This is a genomic window from Streptomyces sp. 2323.1 (genome assembly GCF_900221035.1).
GTDB classification, from domain to species: Bacteria; Actinomycetota; Actinomycetes; order Streptomycetales; family Streptomycetaceae; genus Streptomyces; species Streptomyces sioyaensis.
Genome location: NZ_LT907981.1, coordinates 493480 through 518740, shown reverse-complemented (window position 1 = coordinate 518740; position 25261 = coordinate 493480). Strand labels below are relative to the sequence as shown.

25 protein-coding genes and 2 pseudogenes are annotated in these 25261 nt (G+C 72.9%); 18 read left to right on the top strand and 9 right to left on the bottom strand.

Going from position 1 to position 25261, the window contains the following annotated elements; translation table 11 throughout:
* Positions 1-23 precede the first annotated feature (23 nt).
* Genes crtI through CPH93_RS01725 form a run of 3 tightly spaced genes read left to right on the top strand, consistent with a single transcriptional unit; the run spans position 24 to position 3573 of the window.
* Positions 24-1559, top strand: coding sequence for a phytoene desaturase family protein (crtI, locus tag CPH93_RS01735; RefSeq protein WP_096211703.1), 1536 nt, complete (start codon positions 24-26; stop codon positions 1557-1559).
* Positions 1556-2569, top strand: coding sequence for a phytoene/squalene synthase family protein (locus CPH93_RS01730; protein WP_096211702.1), 1014 nt, complete (start codon positions 1556-1558; stop codon positions 2567-2569). Before crtI ends, CPH93_RS01730 begins: the two co-directional genes overlap by 4 nt.
* Complete coding sequence (locus CPH93_RS01725) at positions 2566-3573, top strand: DUF5914 domain-containing protein (protein ID WP_096211701.1); 1008 nt, start codon at positions 2566-2568, stop codon at positions 3571-3573. Before CPH93_RS01730 ends, CPH93_RS01725 begins: the two co-directional genes overlap by 4 nt.
* 43 nt (positions 3574-3616) lie before the next feature.
* On the opposite strand, the gene CPH93_RS01720 is transcribed toward CPH93_RS01725, so the two are convergent.
* Together CPH93_RS01720 and CPH93_RS01715 are read right to left on the bottom strand one after the other, a co-directional pair.
* Complete coding sequence (locus tag CPH93_RS01720) at positions 3617-5179, bottom strand: FAD-dependent oxidoreductase (RefSeq protein WP_096211700.1); 1563 nt, start codon at positions 5177-5179, stop codon at positions 3617-3619.
* 71 nt (positions 5180-5250) lie between these two features.
* Entirely contained in the window at positions 5251-6438 is a 1188-nt protein-coding gene (locus CPH93_RS01715) for a lycopene cyclase family protein (RefSeq protein ID WP_096211699.1), read from the bottom strand.
* Positions 6439-6718: 280 nt separating this feature from the next.
* Here CPH93_RS01715 and CPH93_RS01710 point away from each other — a divergent pair, with 280 nt between their 5' ends.
* The 6 genes and pseudogenes from CPH93_RS01710 (at position 6719) to tgmB (ending at position 10625) form a co-directional block, all read left to right on the top strand.
* Positions 6719-7309 carry a sigma-70 family RNA polymerase sigma factor gene (locus CPH93_RS01710; RefSeq protein WP_093487875.1) on the top strand — a complete coding sequence of 197 codons (591 nt, stop codon included), beginning with the start codon at positions 6719-6721 and terminating at the stop codon, positions 7307-7309.
* Positions 7306-8052 carry an anti-sigma factor gene (locus CPH93_RS01705; RefSeq protein ID WP_096211698.1) on the top strand — a complete coding sequence of 249 codons (747 nt, stop codon included), beginning with the start codon at positions 7306-7308 and terminating at the stop codon, positions 8050-8052. The genes CPH93_RS01710 and CPH93_RS01705 overlap by 4 nt, the downstream gene beginning before the upstream one ends.
* A gap of 276 nt (positions 8053-8328) precedes the next feature.
* A pseudogene (locus CPH93_RS01700) lies at positions 8329-8532 on the top strand (DUF1295 domain-containing protein); the annotation flags it as partial.
* Entirely contained in the window at positions 8529-9233 is a 705-nt protein-coding gene (locus CPH93_RS01695) for an alpha/beta hydrolase (RefSeq protein WP_096211697.1), read from the top strand. The pseudogene CPH93_RS01700 and the gene CPH93_RS01695, both read left to right, overlap by 4 nt.
* A 264-nt stretch (positions 9234-9497) precedes the next feature.
* Entirely contained in the window at positions 9498-9689 is a 192-nt protein-coding gene (gene tgmA, locus CPH93_RS01690) for a putative ATP-grasp-modified RiPP (RefSeq protein ID WP_040901932.1), read from the top strand.
* Between the two features lie 6 nt (positions 9690-9695).
* On the top strand, positions 9696-10625 hold the full coding sequence (tgmB, locus tag CPH93_RS01685) for an ATP-grasp ribosomal peptide maturase (RefSeq protein ID WP_096211696.1): 930 nt from the start codon (positions 9696-9698) through the stop codon (positions 10623-10625).
* Between the two features lie 61 nt (positions 10626-10686).
* On the opposite strand, the gene CPH93_RS01680 is transcribed toward tgmB, so the two are convergent.
* The 3 genes from CPH93_RS01680 to CPH93_RS01670 all read right to left on the bottom strand — a co-directional run bounded on the left by CPH93_RS01680 (position 10687) and on the right by CPH93_RS01670 (position 13357).
* On the bottom strand, positions 10687-11199 hold the full coding sequence (locus tag CPH93_RS01680; protein WP_231977141.1) for a hypothetical protein: 513 nt from the start codon (positions 11197-11199) through the stop codon (positions 10687-10689).
* Between the two features lie 200 nt (positions 11200-11399).
* Positions 11400-12665 (bottom strand): acyl-CoA dehydrogenase, encoded by a 1266-nt coding sequence (locus tag CPH93_RS01675; protein ID WP_096211695.1) that lies wholly within the window; start codon positions 12663-12665, stop codon positions 11400-11402.
* Positions 12666-12898: 233 nt separating this feature from the next.
* Entirely contained in the window at positions 12899-13357 is a 459-nt protein-coding gene (locus CPH93_RS01670) for an RrF2 family transcriptional regulator (protein WP_096211694.1), read from the bottom strand.
* A 187-nt stretch (positions 13358-13544) separates the two neighbouring features.
* Here CPH93_RS01670 and CPH93_RS01665 point away from each other — a divergent pair, with 187 nt between their 5' ends.
* The 7 genes from CPH93_RS01665 (at position 13545) to CPH93_RS01635 (ending at position 20387) form a co-directional block, all read left to right on the top strand.
* Positions 13545-14036, top strand: a complete 492-nt coding sequence (locus CPH93_RS01665) for a (2Fe-2S)-binding protein (RefSeq protein ID WP_096211693.1) — start codon at positions 13545-13547, stop codon at positions 14034-14036.
* A 1-nt stretch (position 14037) separates the two neighbouring features.
* Positions 14038-15036, top strand: a complete 999-nt coding sequence (locus CPH93_RS01660; RefSeq protein WP_093487889.1) for an FAD binding domain-containing protein — start codon at positions 14038-14040, stop codon at positions 15034-15036.
* On the top strand, positions 15033-17282 hold the full coding sequence (locus CPH93_RS01655) for a xanthine dehydrogenase family protein molybdopterin-binding subunit (RefSeq protein WP_096211692.1): 2250 nt from the start codon (positions 15033-15035) through the stop codon (positions 17280-17282). The genes CPH93_RS01660 and CPH93_RS01655 overlap by 4 nt, the downstream gene beginning before the upstream one ends.
* A 180-nt stretch (positions 17283-17462) precedes the next feature.
* Positions 17463-18173, top strand: a complete 711-nt coding sequence (locus CPH93_RS01650; RefSeq protein WP_093487893.1) for a response regulator transcription factor — start codon at positions 17463-17465, stop codon at positions 18171-18173.
* On the top strand, positions 18170-19708 hold the full coding sequence (locus tag CPH93_RS01645; protein WP_096211691.1) for a sensor histidine kinase: 1539 nt from the start codon (positions 18170-18172) through the stop codon (positions 19706-19708). The genes CPH93_RS01650 and CPH93_RS01645 overlap by 4 nt, the downstream gene beginning before the upstream one ends.
* Before the next feature lie 50 nt (positions 19709-19758).
* The gene (locus CPH93_RS01640; RefSeq protein WP_096211690.1) at positions 19759-20166 is read left to right on the top strand and encodes a hypothetical protein; all 408 of its coding nucleotides are present in this window, start codon (positions 19759-19761) and stop codon (positions 20164-20166) included.
* Positions 20163-20387, top strand: coding sequence for a hypothetical protein (locus CPH93_RS01635; RefSeq protein WP_096211689.1), 225 nt, complete (start codon positions 20163-20165; stop codon positions 20385-20387). The genes CPH93_RS01640 and CPH93_RS01635 overlap by 4 nt, the downstream gene beginning before the upstream one ends.
* Before the next feature lie 76 nt (positions 20388-20463).
* On the opposite strand, the gene CPH93_RS01630 is transcribed toward CPH93_RS01635, so the two are convergent.
* The 4 genes and pseudogenes from CPH93_RS01630 to CPH93_RS01620 form a co-directional block, all read right to left on the bottom strand.
* Positions 20464-21123, bottom strand: coding sequence for an NADPH-dependent FMN reductase (locus CPH93_RS01630; protein ID WP_093487901.1), 660 nt, complete (start codon positions 21121-21123; stop codon positions 20464-20466).
* A 282-nt stretch (positions 21124-21405) separates the two neighbouring features.
* Positions 21406-21663: a WhiB family transcriptional regulator gene (locus CPH93_RS01625; RefSeq protein WP_096211688.1), complete on the bottom strand. Its 258-nt coding sequence runs from the start codon at positions 21661-21663 to the stop codon at positions 21406-21408.
* Positions 21664-21915: 252 nt separating this feature from the next.
* A pseudogene (locus CPH93_RS36605) lies at positions 21916-22104 on the bottom strand (transposase); the annotation flags it as partial.
* A 164-nt stretch (positions 22105-22268) separates the two neighbouring features.
* Positions 22269-22859, bottom strand: coding sequence for a helix-turn-helix domain-containing protein (locus CPH93_RS01620; RefSeq protein ID WP_096215254.1), 591 nt, complete (start codon positions 22857-22859; stop codon positions 22269-22271).
* 34 nt (positions 22860-22893) lie between these two features.
* On the opposite strand from CPH93_RS01620, the gene CPH93_RS01615 reads away from it, so the two are divergent.
* Positions 22894-23793: an ornithine cyclodeaminase family protein gene (locus CPH93_RS01615; protein WP_096211687.1), complete on the top strand. Its 900-nt coding sequence runs from the start codon at positions 22894-22896 to the stop codon at positions 23791-23793.
* 65 nt (positions 23794-23858) lie between these two features.
* Positions 23859-24986 (top strand): aminotransferase class I/II-fold pyridoxal phosphate-dependent enzyme, encoded by a 1128-nt coding sequence (locus tag CPH93_RS01610; RefSeq protein ID WP_096211686.1) that lies wholly within the window; start codon positions 23859-23861, stop codon positions 24984-24986.
* The last annotated feature ends 275 nt before the right edge of the window (positions 24987-25261 follow it).

Below are 25261 nucleotides of genomic sequence, written 5' to 3'. Positions count from 1 at the left end.
CGCCGTACCGAAAGGAACCAGGCATGAGAGCCGTTCCGGGCCGCACCGACCACGTGGTGGTGGTCGGTGCCGGGCTCTCCGGGCTGTCCGCCGCGCTGCATCTGCTCGGCGCCGGGCGTCGGGTGACGGTCGTGGAGTGCGAGGAGCGGCCCGGTGGCCGGGCCGGGCGGATCGAGCGCAACGGCTACCACCTCGACACCGGACCGACCGTGCTGACCATGCCGGACCTCCTCGACGAGGCGTTCGCCGCGGTCGGCGAACGCCTCACCGACCGGCTGGAACTGCGGGCACTGCACCCGGCCTACCGCGCCCGGTTCGCCGACGGCAGCGAACTGGCGGTGCACACGGACCCCGGGGCCATGGAGGCCGAGATCGAACGGTTCGCCGGCGCCGGGGCGGCGCACGGCTACCGCCGGCTGCGCCGCTGGCTCCAGCAGATGTACGCCCTCCAGCGGCACCGCTTCATCGACGCCAACTTCGACTCGCCGCTCCAGCTGCTGCACCCGGACCTGGTACGGCTCGCCGCCCTCGGGGGGTTCGGCCGCCTCGACGCCCGGATCGGCCGCTTTCTGCCCGACCCGCGGCTGCGCCGGGTCTTCTCCTTCCAGGCGCTGTACGCCGGTGTGCCGCCCGCGCGCGCCCTGGCCGCCTACGCCGTCATCGCGTACATGGACACCGTCGCCGGGGTCTACTTCCCGCGCGGCGGGATGCACGCCCTGCCGCAGGCCATGGCCGATGCCGCCGCCGACGCCGGCGCCGCCTTCCACTACGGGCAGCGGGTGACGGGGCTGGACCGCACCGGTGACCGGGTCACGGCCGTTCTCACCGCGCACGAGCGGATCCCCTGTGACGCGGTGGTGCTCACCCCCGATCTGCCGGTCGTCCACCGTCTCCTCGGCCGGCGGCCGCACCGCCCGCTGCGCCTTCGCCATGCGCCGTCCGCGGTGGTCCTGCATGCCGGCACCGACCGGACCTGGCCGCACCTGGCGCACCACACGCTCTCCTTCGGCGCGGCCTGGGAGCGCACCTTCGACGAACTCACCCGCACCGGCCGGCTGATGAGCGACCCCTCCTTGCTGATCTCCCGCCCCACCGCCTCCGACCCGCAACTCGCCCCGCCGGGGCGGCACTTGCACTACGTGCTGGCGCCCTGCCCCAACACCGAGACCGGCCCCGGCGCCCGCACCTGGCACGACCTCGCCCCCCGCTACCGCGACAGCCTGCTCGCCGTACTGGAGCGCCGGGGACTCACCGGCTTCGGCGTCGCCATCGAGGAGCAGCACCTGGTCACCCCGGCGGACTGGACCGCGCAGGGGCTCGCCGCCGGAACCCCGTTCTCCCTCGCGCACACCTTCGCGCAGACGGGCCCCTTCCGCCCCCGCAACCTCGTGCGCGGCACCGAGAACGCCGTGCTCGCGGGCTGCGGCACCACCCCGGGCGTCGGCATCCCCACCGTCGTGCTCTCCGGCAAGCTCGCCGCGGCCCGCATCACCGGACCGTGGTCGCCCCGCTCCGCCGCCCTCCCGTCCCGCCCCGCGCTGAGAGGCACCCCGGCATGACCGATCGCGAACTGGACGCCGCAGGCATCACCGACCCCCTCCTGCGCGCCGCCTACGCCCACTGCCGCCGGCTCAACTCCCGGCACGGCAAGACCTACTTCCTCGCCACCCGGCTGCTGCCCGCGGCCCGTCGGCCCGCCGTCCACGCCCTGTACGGCTTCGCCCGCTGGGCCGACGACCTCGTCGACGAGCCTGGCGCCGGCCGCACCACCGCCGGCCGCGCCGCCGCGCTCGACGCCCTGCAGCAGTGCCTGGAGGACGGTCTGCGCGGCGCCCCGACCACCGAACCCGTGGTGCGCGCGGTGGTGCACACCGCCGCCCGGTACGGCATCGACCACCAGCACTTCCGCGATTTCCTGGCGTCGATGCGCAGTGACCTGACGGTGACGGACTACCCGACCTACGCCGACCTGCGACGCTATATGCACGGTTCGGCGGCGGTGCTGGGGCTTGAGATGCTGCCGGTGCTCGGCACGGTCGTCCCACACGAGGAGGCGGCGCCGCACGCCGCGGCCCTCGGCGTCGCCTTCCAGCTCACCAACTTCCTGCGCGACGTCGGGGAGGATCTCGACCGGGGCCGGGTCTATCTGCCCGCGGAGCTGCTCGCGGCACACGGCGTGGACCGCGGACTGCTCCGCTGGAGCCGGGACACCGGCGCGCGGGACCCGCGGATCACCGCGGCCCTGGTGGCGGCCGCCGACCTCACCCAAGGGGTCTACCGCGAGGCGGCACCCGGCCTCGCCCTGCTCGATCCGCCCTCGCGCCCGTGCATCCGCACCGCGTTCGTCCTGTACGGCGCCATCCTCGACGCTGTGCGCGACGACGGCTACGCCGTGCTGCACCGCCGCGCGGTGGTCACCCGCCGGCGCCGGGCGGCCACCGCCGCGGGCGGTCTGGCTCGCGTGGCCGCCACCCGGCTCACCGCCCGGCTCACCGCTCGGCGGTCCGCCGTGTCGCCGGGCGATCCGCCGCGGCAGGTGCCGGTACCGGTGCCGGAGGAAGCCCCATGAGCCGGCCGCGCCGCCCCCACCCACGCCTCCCGCTCCGGCTCCGGCGCAGTCCGCAGCCGTGGGCACAACAGCGCCCCACCTGGCCCGACGCCAAACCCGCGGTCATCGCCGACGCCGTCAAGGCCGCGCTCGCCCGACCCTCCGGCAACTGGTTCGTGCTCGGCGCGGCCCGCGACATCGCCGCCGGCCGCGCCTTCGGCCGTACCGTCGCCGGCGTCGAGGTCGTCGCCTGGCGTGACGCCGCCGGCCGCCTGGTCGCCGGTCCCGGTGCCTGCCCGCACCTGGGCGCACCCCTCGCGCTCGGCCCCGTGCACGGCGGCATCCTCCGCTGCCGGTGGCACGGACTCGCCCTGGACGGCGCCCCGTTCGCCGGCTGGGAGCCGTTCCCCGCCCACGACGACGGACTGCTGGTCTGGGTACGGCTGGACGAGGCGGGCGGCGAACTCCCGTTGCCGGAGCCCGTCATTCCCGCCCGGCCACGGCCGGCGGGGGCCGTCGCCGCCGTCCACACCGCCACCGGCTGCTGCGAACCCGAGGACGTCGTGGCCAACCGCCTCGACCCCTGGCACGGTGCGTGGTTCCACCCCTACTCCTTCGCCGACCTCACCGTGACCGGCCTCCCGGCCGACGGGGAGCGGGCCGAAGGCCTCGCCGTCGAGGTCTCCTTCAGGGTCGCCGGCCGGGCTGTCGTCCCGGTCACGGCGCTGTTCACCGCCCCCGAGCCGCGCACCGTGGTGATGCACATCGTGGCCGGAGAAGGACGGGGCTCGGTGGTGGAGACCCACGCCACGCCGCTGGGCCCGGACGACCGGGGACGCCCGCGCACCGCCGTCATCGAGGCGATCGTCGCCACGTCCCGGCGCCCGGGATTCGCCCTGGCGCGCGCGGCCGCGCCGGCCCTGCGTCCGCTGATGCGCGCCGCCGCGGCCCGGCTGTGGCGGGACGACCTGGCATACGCCGAGCGCCGCTGGGAACTGCGCAGCAGCGGACGCCACCCGGGCTGAGGCCGTACGGCGCCGGGCCGACGGGTGCCGAGCGCACCCCCGGTCACCGTCCGGCCTGCCGGGCCGCCCACCGCAGCACCGCCGAACGCCCCTTCCCCGGCACGCTCCACAAGGTCTGGCCGCGCACGCCCCAGCGCGCCAGCAGCGCGTTGGCGGCGAGAAACCCGGTCGTCGCGGCCCGCTCCATCAGCGCCACCGGGAACGAGGTGCGCACCACGTCGCCCGCGACCACCACCCGCGGGTCGGGCGTGTGCACGGTGGGCCGGTCCCCGTAACCGCCCACCGGGAACAGCGGACAGTCCGCGCGCCACTCGTGGCGCTCGTCGACGATCCGGGTGCCGCGGGTCTCCGGGTAGACGGCGTGCAACTGGCTCACCAGAGCGCGCTGTTCGCGTGCCCGGTCGGCATCCGGGGCCATGGCGTAGGCGTGCAGTTCGAGCACCGAGCCGCCGGTACGGGCGGACCAGCGGGCCGCCTCCCCCTCCCAGCGCTCCAGCACGCTGACGTTGTCCAGCGCGCCGAAACCGCTGGTACCCAGGAAACCGGGCCGGTCGGCGCGGACCCGTCGCTCCAGCCACAGCCGGGAGACCAGAAAAGGTGGTGCGGTCCGCAGCCGCCCGATCCGCGCCCGCCAGGCGGCATCCCCCAATAGGGGCGAGGCGGCGACGAGCCGGCGCAGGCCGCCGGGGTCCAGGGCCAGGACCACCGAGTCGAAGCGGTCCTCCGCGCGCTCCCCGGCGACGCACAGCCCGCCGCCGTCCGCCGCCGGTTCGACCCGTACCACCTCCGTGTCCGTACGCAGCGCCGCCCCGTGCCCGGCCAGGTACCGGCCGAGGGGGTCCCACAGCGCCTGTGGGAAGGGCTCGCCGGGCACATCGAACAGCAGCCCCTCGCTGGAACCGAGAAAGTAGATATGGAACATCAACGCCAGTTCCGCGGCCGACAGTTCACCCGGATCGGCGAAGAAGCTCCGTGAGAACACCTCGAACGCGAGGTGCCGCGCGGCCTCGGGGAACCGGATCCGGGCGAGGAAGTCCCGGGCGCTGACGCGGTCCAGCCGCGCGTAGACCTGCGGCACCCGTACGTCGAGCAGCGGCAGCGCCGCACCGGGGTCCATCCGCAGCAGATCCCGCCAGCCGAAGGTGGGGCTGAGCGCCACGAAGCCCAGCGCGCTCCAGGGCGGGGTCCGCGGCACCCGCGCGAAGCTGTCCCGCAGGCCCGAACGATGGTGCAGCGGATAGTCCGGCAGCCGCCGCAGCATGTCCAGCCCCGGGTCGACCCGGCGCAGCAGCCCCCGCAGGTTGTAGTACTGCGGGAAGAACGCATGGAAACCGCGGCTCATGGTCGCCGGCGAGCCGTCGGCCAGCCGCACCGGCCAGCCCGCCAGCCGGCCGCCGAGGCTCCGCTCCCGTTCGTACAGGGTCACCCCTGCCCCCCGCTCGGCCAGCGCCGTCGCGGCGGCGAGGCCCGCGATGCCGGCGCCGATCACGGCCACGCGCGGCCCGTGGGGCGCGGCCCGGTCCCGCCCCGGCGGCCCCGGCACCCGGTGGGCCCGGCGGTCCCGTCCGCGCCGTGCGGCCCCGTCGTGCCGCTGTCGAGGTGTCACAAATCCTCCTCAGGGGGTCGGTACGAGGGGCGGTGGCGTGGCGGACGTCCGCGGGCGGGGGAGCGGACGGGTCACCAGAGCGCGGCACGGCGGGGCAGCAGCGGAAGCTCGGCGACGGTGCGGAGCATGGGCAGCACGGGGGTGCGCAGGCCGATGGTGAGGTCCTCCCACAGCCGGGAGCGGCCGTCGAGGAACCGCAGCAGCCGCGCCGTCGGCACCGTGCGGAACAGTCCGGTGAAGAACTCGGCCCCGTCCACCCGGCCGCTGTCCAGCGCGCGCAGCAGCACCGCATCCAGCGCCCGGTGCCACGGGGAGTGCGCGGCCGGGGGGACCGGGGCCCGGCCCGCCAGCAGGGCCGCCGCGATCAGCGCGCTCTGCCGCTGCACGGCGGCAAAGGTGTATCCGGTCGACGGACGGGTCGCGCCGCCCGCCGTCCCGATGCGGAACACCGCGCGGCCGGCCCGCCGCGGGAAGCGCCCGTCGGTCATCGGGATCGCGCCCTGCTCGGTCCCCGTGACGTGGAACGCGCCCAGTCGCAGCACCCGTTCGGTGTAGTGGCGCAAGGCCCGCTCGTAGGCGGCGGTGTCCGCGATGCGGCGGGAGAACTCCGTGTACTCCACCAGCGCGGCACGGTCGCTCAGCGGCAGCACATAGCCGAAGGACAGCCCATGGCCCGGCTGCGGGGTACGGAAATCCATCAGATCCGCCGTCGCGGGATCGAACGCCGGCCGCCGGGTGTGCACGAACCACCCGCGGAAATGCTGCCGCAGCGTGGTGCGGGCCGGCGGGAGGCGGCCGGCCGGCCGGGAGTCGAAGGCCCAGCGGGCCCGCAGCAGCACCGGCCGCCCCGCCGTGTCGCGCCCCCGTACCTCGGCTCCACCGGGAACGTCCCGTACGGATTCCACGGTCGCCTCGACCCGGACGACGGTGTCCCGACCGGAGAGCCGGGCGCCGACGAGGGCCTCGAAATCACGCGAGCGCAGCATCTTGTACCGGAGGGGCGCGGGGTTTCCCACCGTCGCCGCACCGCCGGGCCCGTGGACGCGCAGCCGTTGCCACGAGGCGGTCAGTGCGCCGTCGAACGCGCCGCCGGGCGCTTCCCAGTAGCACCAGGTCCGCTCCGGTGGGGTGCGGGGGCCGGGCGGTGCCTCGACGAGAACCACCCGCGGCCCGGGGCCCGTCGAAGGGGCGCACAGCCGGTGGGCGAGCGAGAGCCCGGCCGCTCCCGCGCCGACGATGACGGCATCCGCGTCCCGCACACCCGGTCCTCTCTCCGCCTCGGTGCCCCGACGGTGATCCTTGCGCAGGTCCCGGCCGGGGAGCGGCCTGCGACGCGCGGGAATTCGGCGGATCCGGACAGGCGTCGCGCGCGGTGCGTGCAGAGACCGCCCCGCGCCGGCGCCCGAGGCCGGGTCCCGTGGCGAAAGACGGGGGCGGGCGCGGAGACCGACGGGCCATCAGCAAGAATCCTCTCCCCACCAATCCAGGTGTCACCCGGCGCCGAATCACCTGTGACCACGTCACAGTCCGGAGGTGTCCATGCCCGTCGCAGCCCGCCGCGGCGACCGCTCCCCAGCGCCGCATGCCGGTGCGCTGGAGTCCCTGCTCGACCGCGTCTCCCGCGGCGACCAGCAGGCGTTCGAGAGTCTCTACACGGCGGTGGCCGGCACCGTGCTGGGCCTGGTGCGCCGGGTGGTGCGGGACCCGGCCCAGTCCGAGGAGGTCGCGCAGGAGGTGCTCATCGAGGTGTGGCGGACCGCGGCCCGCTTCGACCCGCGGCAGGGCAGCGCGATGGCCTGGATCATGACGCTGACGCACCGCCGCGCGGTGGACCGGGTGCGCTCGGTCCAGGCGGCGGCCGACCGCGACCACCGGGCCGGGGTGCATGGCTACACCACCGCGTTCGACGAGGTCAGCGAGCAGGTCGAACGACGGCTGGAGCGCGAGCAGGTACGGCGCTGCCTGGGGCAACTGACCGAGCTCCAGCGGGAGTCGGTGACGCTCGCCTACTACCGCGGGTACACCTACCGGGAGACCGCCGACCTGCTCGGCACGGCACTGGGAACGGTCAAGACACGGCTGCGGGACGGGCTGATCCGGCTCCGCGACTGCCTGGGGGTATCGGCATGAGCACCGTCGAACTGCACACCCTGACCGGCGCCTACGCCCTGGGCGCGCTGACCGGCCGGGAGGCCGCGGAGTTCGCCCGTCATCTCGACCGGTGCGCGGCCTGTGCCCAGGAGGTACGGGAGCTCCAGGAGACCGCGGCCCGGCTCGCGCTGGCGGTCGCCGAGGTCCCCCCGGCCGCCCTGCGTACGCGGGTGATGGCCGCCCTCCCCACGGTCAGGCAGCTGCCGCCGGCGGACCACGGCACGACCGTGGTGCCGATGCGCCGGCGGTTCCGGCACCGGCTGCCCTACCTGGCGGCCGCCGCCTGTCTGGTGGGCGCCGCGGTCGCCGGCGGGTACGCCGTCCAGGCCCGGCACGACGCCCAGGAGCAGCGGGACCGTAACGTCCGCGCCGAGCAACAGGCCGCCGTGGTGAGCGCGTTGATGACCGCACCGGACGCCACCTTCCACACCACGGCGCTCAAGGGCGGCGGCAGCGGGACCGTGGTGGCCTCCAAACGGATGGGGCGGACCGCGTTCCTGTACCACGGCCTGCCGGCGCTGTCCGGTCAGCGGGTGTACGAACTCTGGTACAGCCGCAACGGCCAGATGGTGCCCGCCGGACTCGTCGAAACCGGCAGCTCCAGCGGCACGTTGCTGCTGACCGGCGGACCACAGGGCGCGGACGGCGTGGGCGTCACGGCAGAACCGCCGGGCGGCTCCAGCCGGCCCACCAGCTCGCCGCTGGCCCTGCTCGGGGTGTGACCGCCGCGCACCACCAGCCGTCCGCCCACGGCTGACGGCCCGGCCCCGCCGCACCTGCCGCGGCGGGGCCGGCCTCGTACCGCCCACATCCGCTCGGCAAGATCGTGCGCCCCGAGACCAATCCGCGCCGCCACCGGCTCCGAATCCCCTGGTGAGCGGGGTGCCGCAGCAAGGAAGCGGCCCCGCCCCGACAGGAGGAGGCGGCCGGCTGTGGAGCGTCGACGGATAGCGGTGGTGGGCGGCGGGGTCGCGGGGCTCACCGCCGCCTGCCTGCCGGCCTGCGGCACCTGGCAGGCCGCCGCCGTCGCCGTGGTCTCGCCGCTGGTGATGTCGTACCTGCTGACGCTCGGCAGCGGCAAGCGACTGCTGGAGAACCAGCTGGCCGGCCGCCCCGGATACGCCGCCTACCGGGCCCGTACCAGCGGATTCTTCCCGCTGCCGGCGCGTCGCCACCCCGACCCCGAGGACCTCCGCCCATGACGACAGGCCCGGAACGGCCCACGGATCCCACGGGCGGGCAGGACCCGCACCGGCCGCTGGTGGTACACCACCGCCCGGACACCCCGCAGGCAGCGGTGCTGCTGCTGCACGGCGGACGGCCCGACGACCACACCCCGCCGACCCGGCTCAACCTCCCCGCACTGCGGATGCGGCCCTTCGGCTGCGCGCTCTCCCGCACCCCGCGCGGGCGGGAGGTGCTGCTGGCCTCCGTGCGCTACCGCTGCCGGGGAGGGAACGGGCCGCAGGCGGACGTTGCCCAGGACGCCCGCGCGGCGCTCGACGAACTGGCCGGGTACGCCCCGGACGTACCGGTGGTGCTGGTCGGCCACTCCATGGGCGGCCGGGCCGCCCTGCTCATCGGCGGGCACCGTGCGGTGCGGGGCGTGGTCGCGCTCGCGCCGTGGTGCCCGCCCGGCGAGCCCGTCTCCCATCTGCGGGACCGGACCCTGGTGCTGCTGCACGACGTACGCGACCGGATCACCGACGCGGAGGCCTCCTGGCACTTCGCCGACCGCGCCCGGCGGGCCGGGGCCCGGGTCCATACGGTCGCCATGCCGCGCGGCGGACACACCATGCTCCGCGGTGCCCGCCACTGGCACCGGTTGACCGTGGACCTCGTCGCCGCCCTCCTGGACGGCACACCGGTGCGGGACGCGGTCGACGGGACGGGACCGGGGTAGCGCACCTGCCACTGACGACCCATCAGCCCCGCCCGACCGGGCGGGGCTTTCGTGTGTGCGCGGGTCCCGATGCCTACTCGGCGACACATAAGGAAGACAGGGAGTACGCGTTAGCCGCTTTTCAGTCAAGGGGAACGCTGGAAACGAGCAAAAGAGGCAACTAAACGGCCAGATTGTCGCGTCTTCCGTGCAGAGTCATAAGGCGGGGCTTTCCACCTCTGCCCCGCGCCTAAGGCTCGGAAACCGTTTTTTGAAGGAGATGGCATGCGACCGTTTGCGTTGAGTTACGCCCGCCCGGCGGTGAAGTCGGCCACCAGCACCCCGTACAGCTACGACGCCACGCGGCAACTCAACGTCCTGCCGGACGGACGCCCGGCCACCTGCAGCCGGGCCGTGCTGCTGGCCACCGGCACCACCGCTTCCACCGCCGGTTCCAAGACCCACTTCGACGACTGAGCACCGATGACCGTCCTGGTCCTTACCTGCGAGGAAGATCTGACCGCGGATATCGTGGTCGCGACGCTGCACGAGCTCGGGGTTCCGCTCGTCCGCCTCGACCCCGCCGATCTGCCCGGGCGGGTCTCCCTGTCGGCGGAGTACGCCGACAACGACTTCCACGGATATCTGAAGTCGGGCGAACGTATGGTGAGCCTGAACAGCCTGCGCTCGGTATGGGTCCGCCGGCCGGGCGTCCCCGGAGCACGCTCCGCGGAACAGTCCGCCTGGATCACGGCCGAGGCCGAGCAGGCGCTGTACGGCATGCTCAGCTGCACCGACGCGCGCTGGATGAACCACCCCACCGCGGCCGCACAGGCCCGCTACAAGCCATGGCAGCTGCACATCGCCCATCGAAGCGGCTTCCTCGTACCCCCCACACTGCTCACCTCCTTCCCGTCCGCCGCCCGTCAGTTCGCCGCCACCCACCGGGACCTTGTGGTGAAGTCGGTCAGCGGAAAGCACCCCGGCGACCCGCCGATGGTGCTGCCGACCACCCGTATCAGCCCGGACACGGACTTCTCCGGGGTGGCGGCCGGCCCGACCCTGCTCCAGCGGCATGTCCCCAAGGAGGCCGATATCCGGCTGACGTGTATCGAGGATCAGCTCTTCGCCGCCCGCAAGAAGGCCGACCCCGAGGAAGTGGACAGCCGCTTCACCCACCACGGCACCTGGGAGGCCGCCGAGGTGCCGGACGCCGTCCAACGCGCGGTGCTCGCGTATATGAATGCCGCCCAACTTGCCTATGGAGCCTTTGACTTCGCCGAGGACCCCGACGGGACCTGGTGGTTCCTGGAATGCAATCAGGGCGGCCAGTTCGGCTTCGTCCAGCTGGAGACCGACCAGCCCATCGCCCAGGCCATCGCCGGCTGGCTGGCGGTGAAATCCGCGCTCTGACCCCGGGGGCGGCACGTGCACCGGAGGACCGCGATCCGGTCCGGTCCCTGCCGCCTTCCGGCTACTTGCTCAGGGTGTTGGCGATCACGATGAACAACCCGATCAGCACGTCCACGCCACCGACCCGAAGCGACGCCCACCACCCCCGGCCCGCCACCCGGGCCGCCCACAGGCCCCAGCCGAACAGCGCCACCATGTTGATGGTCAGGGCGACTTCGACCGCGCCGGCCTCGGTCCACCACGTCGCGTAGGCGCCGAGCAGGGCGGCGATCGTCGGCAGCATCGCGGCCACCAGCGGCCATTCGGTGAGCATCGACACCACCGCGCTCGCGGTGGCGTGGGTGTCGTCCTCGGTCCGGTGCGCGATGGAGTGGGCATAGCCGTGCGCCGCGGCCGCCGCCACCGCGGACAGCGTCACCCACGCCGCGTCGTACCCGGGGTCCGTGCCTTCGTGGCTCAGGGCGCCTGCCAGGGCGCTGGCGAGCACCGAACCGTACACGCCACCGAACAGCATCCGCTGGAGGAACGTCGCCCGTCTGCCCGGCTGTACCGGAACACTGCTGCTTTCTGACAAGGCGCCACCTCACAGGACCGACGGAGCTCCCCCGTTCCGGGGTGCACACACGAGATGTAGCAGCCCCTGGTGCCGAACCGTTCGAAGCTGCGCCGACGGCCCCGGCGAATTACCCCGCCACCGCACCTGCCCGTCCTGACCATCGCGCCGCACCGGCCGCGCGCCCGCCCGGCCGTACGACACCCCGCGGGCTGAAGCGGTCAGGCGCGCAGCGTCAAGGGCGGGTGGGTGCCGTTCAGATAGTGGTCACCGATATCGCGGAGCCGGTGGGTGGGGGAGGCCTGCGCCGTCAGGATGCGGGCATTGCGCCAGAACCGGTCGAAGCCCAGGGTGTCGGCGGCGGAACCGGCGCCTTGGGTGAGTTCCATGATGCGCGTGGTGATCTGCATCGCGGAGCGGCCGGTGGTGGCCTCGGCCGCGGCCACCAGGACCGCGATATCGGCGCGCTCGTCGACACCCAGCGCGGGCCCGGTGAGCAGCCCCTGCGCCAGCGCCTCGGTCGCCGACTCCACCACCGCCGCCGCAGTATGAGCCGCCGTCACCAGCTCCCCGTACGCGAGCAGGAGATACGGATCCGCACCGGGACGGTCCGGGTACGCGCTCTCGTCCGGCCCCGGCACCGGCCAACGGCCCGGTGCCGCCCGGTTGCTGTCCCGCGCCTCGGCCAGTGCGCCTTCGGCGGTGCCCAGGCTGACGTGGACCAGGGCGAGCCGGAGCGCCAGCGGGGCGAGCGTGGCGAACGGGGAGACGGCATGCTCATCGCGGGGGACGGTGCCGAGCACCTCGTCCGCGGGGACGAGGACGTCGTCGAAGCTGATGCTGCCGGCTCCGGCCAGCCGCTGGCCGAGGCGGTCGTGCTCGGCGTCGGCCGTCACACCGGGACGCTCCGGGTCGAGACACACGATCAGCGAGTCACCGGTGTCGGTACCCACCCCGCCGAGCACCAGCCGGTCGGCGACCTGCACACCCGCGGCGAGGGTCGTGCCTCCGCTGAGTACGTAGCCGCCGTCGGCCGGTGTGAGCGTGAGGCCGTCCTCCGTCGCCGCCTCGGCGCCCGGGACGTCCGTGCTCCCGCCCCACAGCCACTGCTCCGCCACCGCCCGGCGTTCCAGCGCGTCGGCCCGCTCCGGGGTGCTGAAGAAGCGGGCGCTCCACGACAGCGCATAGTGCCGGCCCAGCAGTTCGCCGATGGAGCTGTCGGCCGCCGCGATCTCCCGGATGACCCCGCAGGCGGTGCGCCAGTCGGTGCCCCGCCGGTCCGGGCCGGGCGGCGTCAGCAGCGCGGGCAGCCCCGCCTCGCGCAGCCGCGCGGCCTCGTCGAACGGGGGCTTGCCCGCCCGGTCGCGCAGCAGGGCGTCCACCGCCAGATCGTCCGCGACCTCCCGGGTGAGGCGCGGCCGGAGCGCTTCGTCGACGAGCCGGCCGGCCGGCGCGGAGCCGGCCCCTGCTGCGGACTTCTTCGGCATGGCGCGGTGCACCGTCCTGTCGGGTGTGGCGGGTGGGTCGGGCGCGGACGGACGGATCGCGCCGCCGGCCGCGGGGACGGAACACCGTGCTGTGTGCACACCCCGTCCTCCACTTCCCTAGTTTTCCCACTGAATTGATAGGGAAAGAATGCTTCGTGAACTGCACGCGGATCAAGGGGCGTTCAAGGGGCGGACAACCCGGTCTTGGGATACGAGACCACGCTTGATGCGCCCTAGGGGTTCTCCCAGGACGCCGGGTCCTCCGTCAGTACGGACACCCGGGACGGCAGCTCGGCCGAGGCGACATCGGCCAGCGACACCCCGTCGAGGATCTGCCGGACGTTGGCCCGCAGCGCGATCCACAGCGGCAGCAGGGACTCGGCGGGGCCGGTGTAGGACAACTCCGGCGGGCGGACGCCGCGTACCGACACCAGCGGCCCGTCCACGACACGGATGACGTCCGCGATGCTGATCGCCTCCGCCGGCTTGGCCAGCCGGTAGCCGCCGTTGCCGCCGCGCTGGCTGTGCACCAGCCCGCCCCGGCGCATGTCGTTCAGGATGCCTTCGAGAAATTTATGCGGAATGTCCTGGGCGTGGGCGATGGCCTCCGCCTTGAGCGGCCCCGCGTCCCGGGCGGCAGCGAGGTGCAGCGCGGCACGCACGGCATAGTCCGCTCTGGCTGAGATCCGCATGCCCCGCATTATCCCGTACGGGGCACGGCGCGAGCCCTTCGGGGCAGCCGCGACCTGGTCCCGAGCACCTCACCCGTCCGGTTGCGCGCCCCGACGACCGGACGGACGCTCGACGTACGGCATCGACTCCGAGGTGAGTGTCGTGGCAGACAAAGGCGCGTCCCTATCCGTCGCCAAGCCTTCCGCCATGGAGATCCGCGGGCCCGACGGCGTACAGATGGACCTCGTCGTCAACGGCGTCTCGCGGGTCCTGTACCTGGAACCACGGGTGAGTCTGCTGGACGCGCTGCGTGAGCACATGGCACTGACCGGTACCAAAAAGGGCTGTGACCAGGGAACCTGCGGGGCGTGCACGGTATGGGTGGACGGGCGCAGAGTGCTGGCCTGTCTGACGCTGGCCATCACCTGTGAGGGCCGGGACGTGACCACCATCGAGGGCCTCGCCGAGGGCAATGAGCTGCACCCGATGCAGCGCGCGTTCCTTGAGCACGACGCCCTGCAGTGCGGGTACTGCACCCCGGGCCAGATCATGTCCGCCGTCGCGCTGCTGAAGGAAGGGCATGCCGAGACCGACCGCGAGATCGCCGAGTGGATGAGCGGCAACATCTGCCGGTGCGCGGCCTATCCCCATATCCGCTCCGCCATACGTGAGGTGCGGGACCGGAAGACAGGACAGTGATGTGCGTGCCATCAGCTACACTCGTGCGACGGACGTCCCCGGTGCGGTCGCCGCGGTGACGAATGACCCCGGCAGTTCCTTCCTCGCGGGCGGCACCACGGAAGTCGACCTGCTCCGGCTCGACGTGCTGCGTCCGAACCGGCTGGTGGACATCAACCGGCTGCCGCTGGCCGATATCGAGGACCGGGCCGACGGCGGACTGGTCATCGGGGCGCTGGCCCGGATGAGCGAGGTGGCCGAGGCGCCAGGTGTCGTGGAGCGGTACCCGATGCTGTCCCAGTCGCTGCTGCTGGGAGCCTCCGCCCAGCTGCGGCACATGGCGTCCATGGGCGGAAATCTGATGCAGCGGGTGCGGTGCTCCTACTACCGCGACCCCGAATCCGCCTGCAACAAGCGCGTTCCCGGCAGCGGCTGTTCGGCGCTGGAGGGCGTCCATCGCGGCCATGCGATCCTCGGCACCAGCGAGCACTGCATCGCCACCCACCCCTCCGACATGGCGGTCGCGCTCGTCGCGCTCGATGCCGTGGTGCAGGTGGAGGGCGTCAAGGGAACCCGTACCATCCCGGTCGATGACTTCTTCCTGCTCCCGGAGGACACACCCGAGCGGGAACACCCGCTCACCCCCGGCGAACTGATCACCGCGATCGAGGTGCCGGCGCTTCCCATGGCGAGGCGGTCGCTCTACCTCAAGGTGCGCGACCGTGAGTCCTACGAGTTCGCGCTTGCCTCGGCCGCGGTGGCGCTGGCGCTGGAGGACGGGGTGATCCGCGGGGTCCGGCTCGCGCTGGGCGGGGTCGCGACCAAGCCGTGGCGGGCGCACCGGGCCGAGGAGATGCTGCTGGGACAGCCCGCCGACGAGGACACCTTCGCACGGGCCGCGGCCGCGGAGCTGGCCCCCGCCGTCACCCGCCCGATGAACGCCTTCAAGGCCGAGCTCACCCGGCGCACCGTCGTCCGCGCGCTGCGGACCGCCGCCGCCCTGCGGGGTGAGCAGGCATGACCACGGGCAGCACCCTCGAAGCCGTCGGCCGGCCCCTCGACCGCGTCGACGGTCCCGCGAAAGTCACCGGAAGCGGCCGCTACGCAGCGGAATTCACCCTGCCCGGCACCGCCTACGCGGCCCTCGTCGGCGCCCGTACGGCCAGCGGGCGGATCATCGGCATCAACACCGGCGCCGCCGAAGACGCCGACGGTGTGCTCGCCGTGCTGACGCACCGGAACCTGCCGAAGGTCGCCGCCCCACCGCATCTGCTGCCGTCCCTGGCCGGCCATGCCGCCCCCGGGGAGAGCTTCTTCCCGATGCAGGACGAGGTCGTGCACTACTTCGGCCAGCCGGTGGCCATGGTGATCGCCGATTCGTCCGAACGCGCCCAGTTCGCGGCCCGGCAGATCCATGTCGACTACGCGCGCGACGCCTCCGTCACCACCCTCGAAGAGGGCCGGGACCAGGCCTACGAACCCGAGGCGATCTTCGCGGGGTTCGTGCCCGCCCGCAGCGTGCGCGGGGACATCAAGGCCGGCTTCGCGGCGGCGGCCCAACGCCTGGACGCCACCTACCACTTCGCCGCCAACCACCACCACCCCATCGAACCCTCGGCCACCACGGCGGTCTGGGACGGCGACCGGCTCACTCTCTATGACGCCACCCAGGGCATCGTGGCCAGCCAGCGCACCGTCGCGGCGCTGCTGGGCATCCCCCCGTCGAAGGTGCGGGTGCGGGCCTCGTTCGTCGGCGGCGGATTCGGCTGCAAGGCCATGATCTGGCCGCATGTGACCCTGGCGGCCATGGCCGCACGATGGGTGCGGCGCCCGGTCAAACTGGCGCTCACCCGGGAGCAGATGGCCACCTCCTGCGGCCACCGCGAAGAGCAGGAACAACGCATCGAACTGGGGGCGACGGACGACGGTCGGCTCACCGCACTGCGCCACCACAAGCTGTCGCTGACCTCGCCGTTCGACGAGTGGGCCGAACCCTCGCTCAGTATTGCCGCGCAGGCGTACGCCTGCCCCCACTACGAGGGCGTGTACCGGCTGATCCGCAGCAACACCATGACGCCCACCTTCACCCGCGGCCCCGGTGAGACGACGGGGATGTTCGCCCTGGAATGCACGATGGACGAGCTCGCCCACCGCATCGGCGTCGACCCGGTACAGCTGCGGCTGCGCAACCACGCCCACGCCGACCCCAACACCGGTCACCCCTGGTCGAGCGACGGCGCGCAGGAGTGCTACCGCCGCGGCGCGGCCCGCTTCGACTGGCAGTCCCGCAACCCCGAACTCCGCTCCGAGCGGGACGGCAACTGGCTGATCGGCAAGGGCATGGCCACCGCCGGATACCCGGTGTTCTTCCCCATGCAGCCGCAACGCGCCCGGGCCCGTCTCTACGCCGATGGCTCCGCCGTCGTACAGGCCGGGACGCAGGAGTTCGGTACCGGCGCGGCCACCGCGATGACCCAGGTCGCGGCCGACGGCCTCGGTGTCCCGCTGCACCAGGTCCGTTTCGAGTACGGCGACACCGATCTGCCGAACGTCGCCGCCACGGTCGGTTCGGCGGGTGCCGGCATGATCAGCGCCGCGGTGCACACCGCGGTCACCACGCTGCGCGACCAGCTGATCGCGCAGGCGGTCCTCGACCCCGCCTCCCCGCTGCACGGGTCCGACCCCCCAGCCGTCGTCGTCCGCCAGGGGCGGATGGAGCTGCGGGACGACTCCGGTACCGGCGAGACCTACCACCAGCTGATGGAGCGTCATTTCATGACCGACATGGAGGCGCTCGGCAGCTGGAGCCCGCCCGCGCCCGATGTGCCGTACGGGCTCGCCACCTTCGGCGCCCAGTTCGCCGAGGTCGCCGTCGACCAGGACCTCGGCCTGGTCCGGGTGCGCCGCATGGTCGGCGCGTTCGCCCCCGGCCGGGTCCTCAACGCCAAGACCGCCCGCAGCCAGGCCATGGGCGGGATGCTCTGGGGCATCGGCCAGGCGCTGTTGGAGGGCGCCGTGACCGACCCCCGCGACGGCCGCTGGGCGAACGCCGGCCTGGGGGAGTACCTCCTGCCGGTCAATGCCGACGCTCCCGACGTCGCCATCGAGTTCGTGGAGGTGCCGGACCCGGTCGTCAATCCGCTGGGCGTCAAGGGGCTCGGCGAGGTCGGCATGGTCGGCGCCGCGGCAGCCATCGCCAACGCCGTCTTCCACGCGACCGGATACCGGGCACGGGAGCTGCCGATCAGGATCGAGCATCTGCTGTAGGGCGGCGGGCCGCGACTGCTGTAGGCGGCGGACCGCGCCCGGCCGGACCTCGTCGGCGTACCGCGCCCGGCCGGACGCCGCCGGCGTACCGCGCGGCGCAGGCCAAGGCCCCTCCCGCTGTGGCGGCGCGGAGCACATGCCGCATGATTTCGGCAGGCTGCCGTCACCGCGGAGGGGTGCATGTACGGACAAACCAGTACCGGACGGGTCCTGTTGGTGGACGACGACGCGGCGATCCGGCGGTCGCTCGGCCGCGGGCTGCGGCTCAACGGCTTCACCGTGGGGCTGGCGGAGGGCGGCAGAGCCGCGCTGGAGCGGCTGGCGCAATCGCCGCCGGACGTCATGGTCCTCGACATCTCGATGCCGGATCTCGACGGCATCGCGGTCTGCCGGCGGCTGCGGGAGAGCGGCAACGACATACCGGTGCTGATGCTGTCCGCGCTCGACGAGGTCGCCGACCGGGTGGCCGGGCTGCAGGCCGGCGGGGACGACTACCTCGTCAAGCCGTTCGCCCTGGACGAGCTGGTGCTGCGGCTGCACGCCCTGCTGCGCCGCCGCCCGCCCGCCGCCACCGATGCCGTACACCTCGGCGCCCTGGTGCTCGATCCGACGGCACACCGCGCGCGGCTCGACGACCGGGAACTGACCCTGACCCGGCGGGAGTTCGCCCTCCTGGAGGTGCTGGCCCGGAACGCCGGGCAGGTGCTGAGCCGGGACCAGCTCCTGGAGCGCGTCTGGGGCTATGACGTCGAGGTCCGCACCGACGCCGTGGACACCTTCATCAGCTATCTGCGCCGCAAGCTGGAAGCGGGCGGACGGAGCCGGATCGTGCACACCGTGCGCGGTGTCGGGTTCGTCCTGCGTGACGACGAGAGCGGGGCGGCGCGATGAGGCTGTCCACCCGGATCGCGCTGGTGGCCGGGACGGTGGTGCCGCTGTTGTTGGTGGCGTCCGGCTGGGTCCTGGTGACGCTGGTCAGCAAGGACCTGCGCGCCCAGGCCGATCAGCGTCTCGCCGCACGTGCGCAGAGCGTGGCGGTGGCGGCCCGCGGCGTGCTGCGCGCCACCCTGCACGACCGGCCGCGCGCCGAGCAGGCCCGCCAGCGCAAGCTGTTCACCTCCGCCCTGGACGTCGGAGTGCGGCTGACCGGCCCGGGCGGCACCGTCATGGACGGCCCGCAGCCCACCGCCCCGGTGCCGCTGCCCGAAGCAGGCACCCGTCCGTCGACCGTGCGGTCGCAGGGGCAGAGCTGGCGGGTGCTCGCCGTACCGGTGAACGGCGGCGGACCCGGGGCGCGCGGCATGCTGTGGCTGTTCTCCCCGGACACGGCACGCGAGGCACAGCTCGGACTGGTGCGCCGCAGGGTGCTCACGGTGGCCCTGCTGGCCGCTCCGCTCGCCGGCGGCATCGGCTGGCTGCTCGCGGCCCGCGCGGCCCGGCCGCTGCGCCGACTCCAGCAGCGGGCGGGCGGCCTCGACCCGCACACCGGCGCCGCCCGGCTGGAGCACACCCCGACCGGGATCACCGAGGTCGACGACCTCGCCCGGACGCTGCAGACCTTTCTGACCCGCTACGACGAGCAGGCCGCCCGCACCGTCGAGGCACTGGCCTCGGCCCGCTCGTTCTCCGCCGCCGCCTCCCACGAGCTGCGCACGCCCCTGATGAGCATGCAGACCAACCTCGACATCCTGGAGGCGTTCCAGGATCTCGACGCCGCCGACCGGTCCGAGACCGTGCACGACCTGCGGCACGAACACGCCCGCCTGCTGGGCCTGTTGGTGATGCTGCGCGCACTGGCCCAGGGCGATCTGGTCGAGGCGGAATCCTTCGAGGTCATCGACCTGGCCGAGCTCGCCGACGAAGCCGCCGCCGATCTGCGGCGCAGGTATCCCGCAGCCGAGGTGGTGGTCGACAGCAGCCCGGGACTGACCCTCCACGGCTGGCGGCCCGGTCTGCGCTCGATGCTCGACAACCTCCTGACCAACGCCCTGGTCCACGGCCGGTCCGCCGGCACCGAGGCGTATGCCGCCCTCTCCCTGCGCCCCGCCGACGAGGACGCCTCGCCCGACATCGTCCTCCGCGTCGACGACCGCGGCCCGGGCGTACCGCCGCAGCGGCGGGAGGAGGTCTTCCGTCGCTTCCACCGCCGTCCGGACAGCCCCGGCTCCGGTCTCGGACTCACCCTGGTCGCCCAACAGGCCGCCCTGCACCGGGCGGAGCTACGGCTCCTGGACGGTCCCGGCGGGCAGGGAGCCCGCTTCCAGGTCAGCTTCCCCGCCGGCCACCCCCGACAACCGGCGCTGCCCGCGCACCGCGACTGGCTGGCCGACCCCGCGGACCTGGACCGGCCGGCCAATCCCGCGGACCGGGACCGGTCGGCAGGCCCCGCGGACCGGCCACAAGGTTTCCACAAGGAACACCCCTAATTTCTCCGCACGGACGGGCACCGTGCCCGCTTTCCCGTGAGGAGGACTCCATGCGTACCCGCAACCTGGTCATCACCTCGGTGGCTGCCTGTACGGCCCTGCTCGGCATCGCGGGCACCGCCGCCGCGACCGGCAGCACCCCGGCGCCCGCCCCGTCCGCCAAGAGCCCCACGGGCGACGGGGCGAAGTCGCTGTGCAAGCGCGCGCCCAAGATCGACAAGCGCCTCACGAAGGCCCTGCACCGACTCCAGGGCAACGCCGAAGTCCGCGGTTCCGTCGCCCGCCTGGAGAAGCGGGTGGCGAATGCCAAGGCGGCCGGACACAACGAGATCGAGACCTTCCTCAGCCACAAGCTCGCCCACCGCAAGTCTCTGGTGCCCACGCTCCAGCAGCGGCAGAAGGACCTCGCCAAGGTCGCCGCCTGGTGCCGTACGCAGCACAACACGGCCTCGTCGTGACCCGCACCGGACAGTTCGCGGTGCTCGTGGTGACCAGCCTGGCGTGCGGCCTGCTCGTCGCCGGATGCGGCAACGGGGTACGCGCCGAGGGCGATGCCTCCCCTGCACCGTCGTCGCCCGCCTCCCCGGCGCCCACCAGCGCGGCGGAGATGCAGAAGCTGGTGGACGCCGCCGCGAGCGCGGCCGCCGCCGCGGACTCCGACGCAGCCGCGGACCGCTGAACACCGCACACGTACGCCCCATCACGGGGTGGGGCGTACGAGGCGCGGGGAGCGCGCCACCGGCACGCTCAGGGGCTCAGTCCTCGGCCCGCTGGGTGACGGGGGCCCCGGTGCGGTCGCCGAGGAACTCGTACCAGCGCCGCTGCAGACAGACGTAGCGCGCGTCGGCCTCGACGAGGTGGAGGAAGGCCGTGACGGTCTCCTCCAGGCGCTGCTGGAGCGCGGGGTCGGTCAGCTGCCCGTCCTCGGTGAACTTCTCGTGCGCCCCGGCGAGGCTGAACATATCCGGGTAGACCCGGGTGCCGAGATGCTCCAGCGGAACCCTCAGCGCCCACAGCCCCCGGTTGCCGCCGACCAGGGACGGCGAGGCGGAAACCAGCAGCGCGTGCTTGGTCTTGAACGGCTGCGGCCGGACGCGGGAGACCCAGTCGATCGCGTTCTTCACCACCCCCGGCACGGAGGCGTTGTACTCGGGGGAGGCGAGGACGAAGGCATCGCACCGTTCGAGCCGGTCGCGCAGCGCGAGCGCCCCGTCCGGCACTCCGTGTGCGGCCTCCGCATCACCGTCGTACAGCGGCATGTCGAATTCCCGCATCGAGGCCAGATCGACATCGGCGCCGGCCTCGGTCAGCATGCGGGCCACCAGCGAAGCCAGCTTGGCATTGGTCGATGCGGCGCGCAGTGCGGCGCCGAGCACCAGGATGCGCAGCGGACCGGGGTGTGCATCCGTGGTCATGGTGACGTCCTTCCGGTCCCTCGCCCCGGGGGCCCGTCGCCGCACGCGCCGAGTCACCGTCCGGGGGTGACGGAAGCGTACCGGCGCCGGGCCGGGAAATCCGGTACCCACGACGCCACGCCCGAGGGGCCCCAGGCCCCGCCGCCTGACGGGCCCCAGGCCCCGCCGCGTACAACCGCGACGGAGGGGCGGCGGCGGATCGTGCACCGCCACCGCCCCTGACTGATCCGGGAACGCGGGACCCGTGTGCGGTCCGCGGTACGGGCCCCGGCACCTATGCCGCTAAGCGGCGGCACTACGCGCCCGGTTCCGTGCGGCCCGGCGCCGCATGGCGCGCCGCTCTTCCTCGCTCATCCCACCGCAGACGCCCGACTCCTGACGGGATTCCAGCGCCCACTGCAGGCACTGTCCCATCACCGGGCAGCGGCGGCACACGGTCTTGGCCTCCTCGATCTGCAGCAGCGCGGGGCCGGTGTTGCCGACGGGAAAGAACAGCTCCGGGTCCTCCTCGCGGCATACCGCCTCATGGCGCCAGTCCATGGGTACCTCCATTCTCCGCGGTCGAACGCGGTCCACAGGCGATGCGTCGAGGCGCCGGATCGGCCGCATGCCTCACACGTCCCTGCGACTGCGCCTCGCAGTCCTCGCGTGCCCGCTCCTGCGCCCGCAATGCGTCGTCCCCGCGGGGCAAACGGATTCGCCGCTCGTACACCTCTTCCGCGGCGTGCCGGGAGGACCGGACCCGGCAGTCCGGCAGCTGAACTTCGCCAAGAGCTCCTGACGCAACACGGGTTGCAGGCGTCGCCAGCAGGTCAGTGAGCAGGCGAGCTTGAGGAATGCTTCGTGGATGTCGTCGCGAGCCTCCCATCGGATTCGCAGGCGTCCGAACCAGTGCAGGAGGGCGATGCTCTGCTCCACTACCCACCGCTTGGTTCCCAGTCCTGAGCCGTGGGCGATACGGCGTCGGGCGATGACGGGCTTGCGGGTCGCCGCCGCCGAACATGGCGACGGCCTCGCGGCCGCCTCCTCGCTCGCGGGACGCTCGGGGAGCATGAGAACGCGCGGACCGCCCCAGCGGAGCCGACGCGGTGCGGCTGTGGCCGTTGGTCGGACGCTCGGGAGAATTCCTCCGTCGGCCGCTTTCGTCAGCGGGTGCGCGAGTCGCCGGCCTCCACGACGCGGACAAAGATGGCGGGTTCCCCGCCTTCGGGGGCTGCGTAGGCGTAGGGGCGGTCGCTTGCCAGCCGGGCGGAGGCTCCGGCGTCCAGGGCGGCCAACCGCTCTTCGGTTTCCAGCAAGAGGGTTCCGGTGCTGACGAGGATGAGTTCCTCGGAGCCTGGGGGGTCGGGTTGGGCCTGGTAGCGGTCGCCGGGTTGCAAGGTCCACTCCCACAGCTCCGGTCCGCCGCGGCGAGCGCTGGCCACGTGCAGCAGGGCACGACTGCCTGCGGGGCTGCTCCACACCTCGACCGCTTCGGAGACGTGAAGGGGCTCGGTCGCGGGTGGAGCGGTCAGGGCAGCGAAGTCGACACCGAGAGCGCGGGCGATCTTGTCGATGGTCACCAAGCTGGGGTTGGCCGTCCCCTGTTCGATCTGGGTGAGCATCCGGCGGCTGAGGCCCGCGCTGTCAGCCAGGCCCTGAACGGTCAGGCCCGCCGCTTGGCGCCGGCGACGTACCTCGCGGCCGAGGCGCTCGATGACCTGCATGGTCGGGCCGCTCTCCGACGGTGTTGACACGACACTCCCTTTGGTGTGCATTATGTTGCTCATTATGAGCACCAGAATACCTGTGGTGGCACAACTGCCCCGTCTGACTACCAACGATGTCCTGGACGCGCTGCGTACCGCGTTCACCGAGCTTGCCGCAGGGACGGCGGTGCAGCCGCCCCAGACTGTCATGCCGCTGCCAGGCGGCGGCGACGTCATCACCTATCAGGCGGTGATCGGTGACGCCTACGGCGTGAAGGTCTCGCCGTACCTTCCCCAGCTCAACCGATCCGCTGTCGTCACCGCCTGGACCCTGGTGCTGAGCACCTGCACCGGGCGCCCGCTGCTGCTGTGCGACGCCCACACACTCACGGTGGAACGCACCGCCGCCACCAGTGCCCTCGCCGTCGACCGACTGGCCAGGCCCGATGCCGCCACGCTCGCCGTCATCGGCTCCGGCACCCAGGCCCGCGCGCACCTGCGATACGCCCGCGCCGTGCGGGACTTCACCTCGCTGCGCATGTACGGTCGCGAACTGGTTCAGGCGGACGCCCCCGAAGGCGTGGCCGTGGCTCGGACCGCCGAGGAGGCTGTGGCCGGCGCGGACGTCGTGCTGTTGTGCACCTCGGCGGCCGAGCCCGTCATCGACGCAACCGCCCTCGCGCCGGGCACGGTCGTGACGTCCATCAGCACCAACGCACCGCGCGCCCACGAGATCGCCCCCGAGGCCCTTGCCGACCTGGAGGTCTACGGCGACTACCGGCCCACCGTCACCGCAGCGGCCTGCGAGATGGTCCTCGCCGCGGAGCAGGGGATGTGGTCCCCCGAGCACCTGCGCGGCGACTTGCCCGAACTCCTCACCGGCGGCTGCCCGCTTGCGTCCGGTGAGCGACCGGTCTTCTTCCGGTCCATCGGCCTGGGCATCGAGGACCTCGCCATCGCTCGCCTTCTTGCACGCCCCTGACGCCCGCCTGCTTGAACGCGCCTGACCCCTCCCTCCCTCACCCAGTTCAGCCAGCAGAGGTCACCATGCCCTTCACCCCTTTCGCACTCGAAGAGTGGCAGTCCCGCTACGAGCAGACGGTCACCCACGACCTCGCCGACAGCGGCTGCCACCCCGTCGGCCTGGGCGAACTCCTCGGCGACGACCCCGAGGCGATCCAACGCCTGCTCGCCATCGCGCTGCACTACCCGCCGGTCGGCGGAAACGACATCCTGCGCGGCCTGATCGCAGCCTGGCACTCCGCCGCACCCGACAACGTCCTGGTCACCGTGGGCGCCGCCGAGGCGAACGCCATCACCGTCGCCAGCCTCGTCAGCCCCGGAGACCACGTGGTCATCATGGAGCCCGGCTACCGCCAGGTCCGCGGCTGCGCGCTCAACGCCGGCGCCGAAGTCGACGCCTTCCCCCTCGACCCCGACTACCACTGGCGCCCAGACCTCGATGCCCTGGAGCGCATGGTGCGGCCGGACACCAAGCTCATCGCCGTCACCAACCCCAACAACCCGGTCGGCACCATCCTCACCGAGACCGAGATGGACGCGATCACCGCCACCGCCGACCGGGTCGGCGCCTGGATCCTCGCCGACGAGGTCTACCGCGGCACCGAACGCCTCATGGACCGGATCACCCCCAGCTTCTGGGGTCGCTACGACAAGACCGTGTGTGTCGGCAGCCTGTCCAAAGCCTTCGGCCTGCCCGGCCTGCGTCTGGGCTGGCTCGTCGCACCGCCCAAACTCATGGACTCGGCATGGCGGCGCCACGAATACGCCACCATCTCCACCAGCAATCTCTCCATGCACCTCGCCGAAACCGCCCTCGCCCCAGCCACCCGCGACCGTCTGCTCACCCGCAACCGCAAGCTGATCCGCGAGGGCTACGCCCGCCTCCAGCAGTGGATCGACGCCAGCGACGGACTCCTGTCCATTGTCCCGCCGGATGCAACTGCTCTCGGCTTCGTCCAATACCACCTCAACCACGCCAGCCTCGACGTGGCCAACGCGCTGCGCGCACGCGGCAACGTCCTGGTCAGCGCGGGCGCCCACTTCGGCATCGAGAACCATCTTCGGATCACACACGGACTGAAGCCCGACTACCTCGACGCCGCACTCGACAGCATCTACCGCGTCCTCAAGGAACTCACCAGGGGCGCCTGATCAGCATCGAGCCTGATCGAGGCTCGCGCTCGCGCTCCAAAGAGCAAGGCAGCCAAGAGCGCCAAACACCGTTGTGTACGTGAGGATGCGGGAAGATCACCGCATCATGCCGGCGAATTGCGCCATACATCGCAAACATGCCACGCGGTAGTCCTATCAAGGTCCGGCTCTTAAGGGCTTCTCTCGCAACGCAGCTGGTGCGGGGCGCGCCGCACACGACCGATGCGCGGCGATCCGCCGGATCCAAAACCGATTTCTGCCGTTGAATACACCTG

Bases quoted from the DNA above. Each gene is read 5' to 3' on its own strand.
- tgmA (WP_040901932.1), top strand. From the start codon at position 9,498: ATGCGACCGTTTGCGTTGAGTTACGCCCGCCCGGCGGTGAAGTCGGCC.
- CPH93_RS01640 (WP_096211690.1), top strand. From the start codon at position 19,759: ATGCGTACCCGCAACCTGGTCATCACCTCGGTGGCTGCCTGTACGGCC.
- CPH93_RS01710 (WP_093487875.1), top strand. From the start codon at position 6,719: ATGCCCGTCGCAGCCCGCCGCGGCGACCGCTCCCCAGCGCCGCATGCC.
- crtI (WP_096211703.1), top strand. From the start codon at position 24: ATGAGAGCCGTTCCGGGCCGCACCGACCACGTGGTGGTGGTCGGTGCC.
- CPH93_RS01630 (WP_093487901.1), bottom strand. From the start codon at position 21,123: ATGACCACGGATGCACACCCCGGTCCGCTGCGCATCCTGGTGCTCGGC.
- CPH93_RS01645 (WP_096211691.1), top strand. From the start codon at position 18,170: ATGAGGCTGTCCACCCGGATCGCGCTGGTGGCCGGGACGGTGGTGCCG.
- CPH93_RS01610 (WP_096211686.1), top strand. From the start codon at position 23,859: ATGCCCTTCACCCCTTTCGCACTCGAAGAGTGGCAGTCCCGCTACGAG.
- CPH93_RS01725 (WP_096211701.1), top strand. From the start codon at position 2,566: ATGAGCCGGCCGCGCCGCCCCCACCCACGCCTCCCGCTCCGGCTCCGG.
- CPH93_RS01705 (WP_096211698.1), top strand. From the start codon at position 7,306: ATGAGCACCGTCGAACTGCACACCCTGACCGGCGCCTACGCCCTGGGC.
- CPH93_RS01665 (WP_096211693.1), top strand. From the start codon at position 13,545: ATGGAGATCCGCGGGCCCGACGGCGTACAGATGGACCTCGTCGTCAAC.
- CPH93_RS01615 (WP_096211687.1), top strand. From the start codon at position 22,894: ATGAGCACCAGAATACCTGTGGTGGCACAACTGCCCCGTCTGACTACC.
- tgmB (WP_096211696.1), top strand. From the start codon at position 9,696: ATGACCGTCCTGGTCCTTACCTGCGAGGAAGATCTGACCGCGGATATC.
- CPH93_RS01670 (WP_096211694.1), bottom strand. From the start codon at position 13,357: ATGCGGATCTCAGCCAGAGCGGACTATGCCGTGCGTGCCGCGCTGCAC.
- CPH93_RS01625 (WP_096211688.1), bottom strand. From the start codon at position 21,663: ATGGACTGGCGCCATGAGGCGGTATGCCGCGAGGAGGACCCGGAGCTG.
- CPH93_RS01655 (WP_096211692.1), top strand. From the start codon at position 15,033: ATGACCACGGGCAGCACCCTCGAAGCCGTCGGCCGGCCCCTCGACCGC.
- CPH93_RS01730 (WP_096211702.1), top strand. From the start codon at position 1,556: ATGACCGATCGCGAACTGGACGCCGCAGGCATCACCGACCCCCTCCTG.
- CPH93_RS01675 (WP_096211695.1), bottom strand. From the start codon at position 12,665: ATGCCGAAGAAGTCCGCAGCAGGGGCCGGCTCCGCGCCGGCCGGCCGG.
- CPH93_RS01650 (WP_093487893.1), top strand. From the start codon at position 17,463: ATGTACGGACAAACCAGTACCGGACGGGTCCTGTTGGTGGACGACGAC.
- CPH93_RS01695 (WP_096211697.1), top strand. From the start codon at position 8,529: ATGACGACAGGCCCGGAACGGCCCACGGATCCCACGGGCGGGCAGGAC.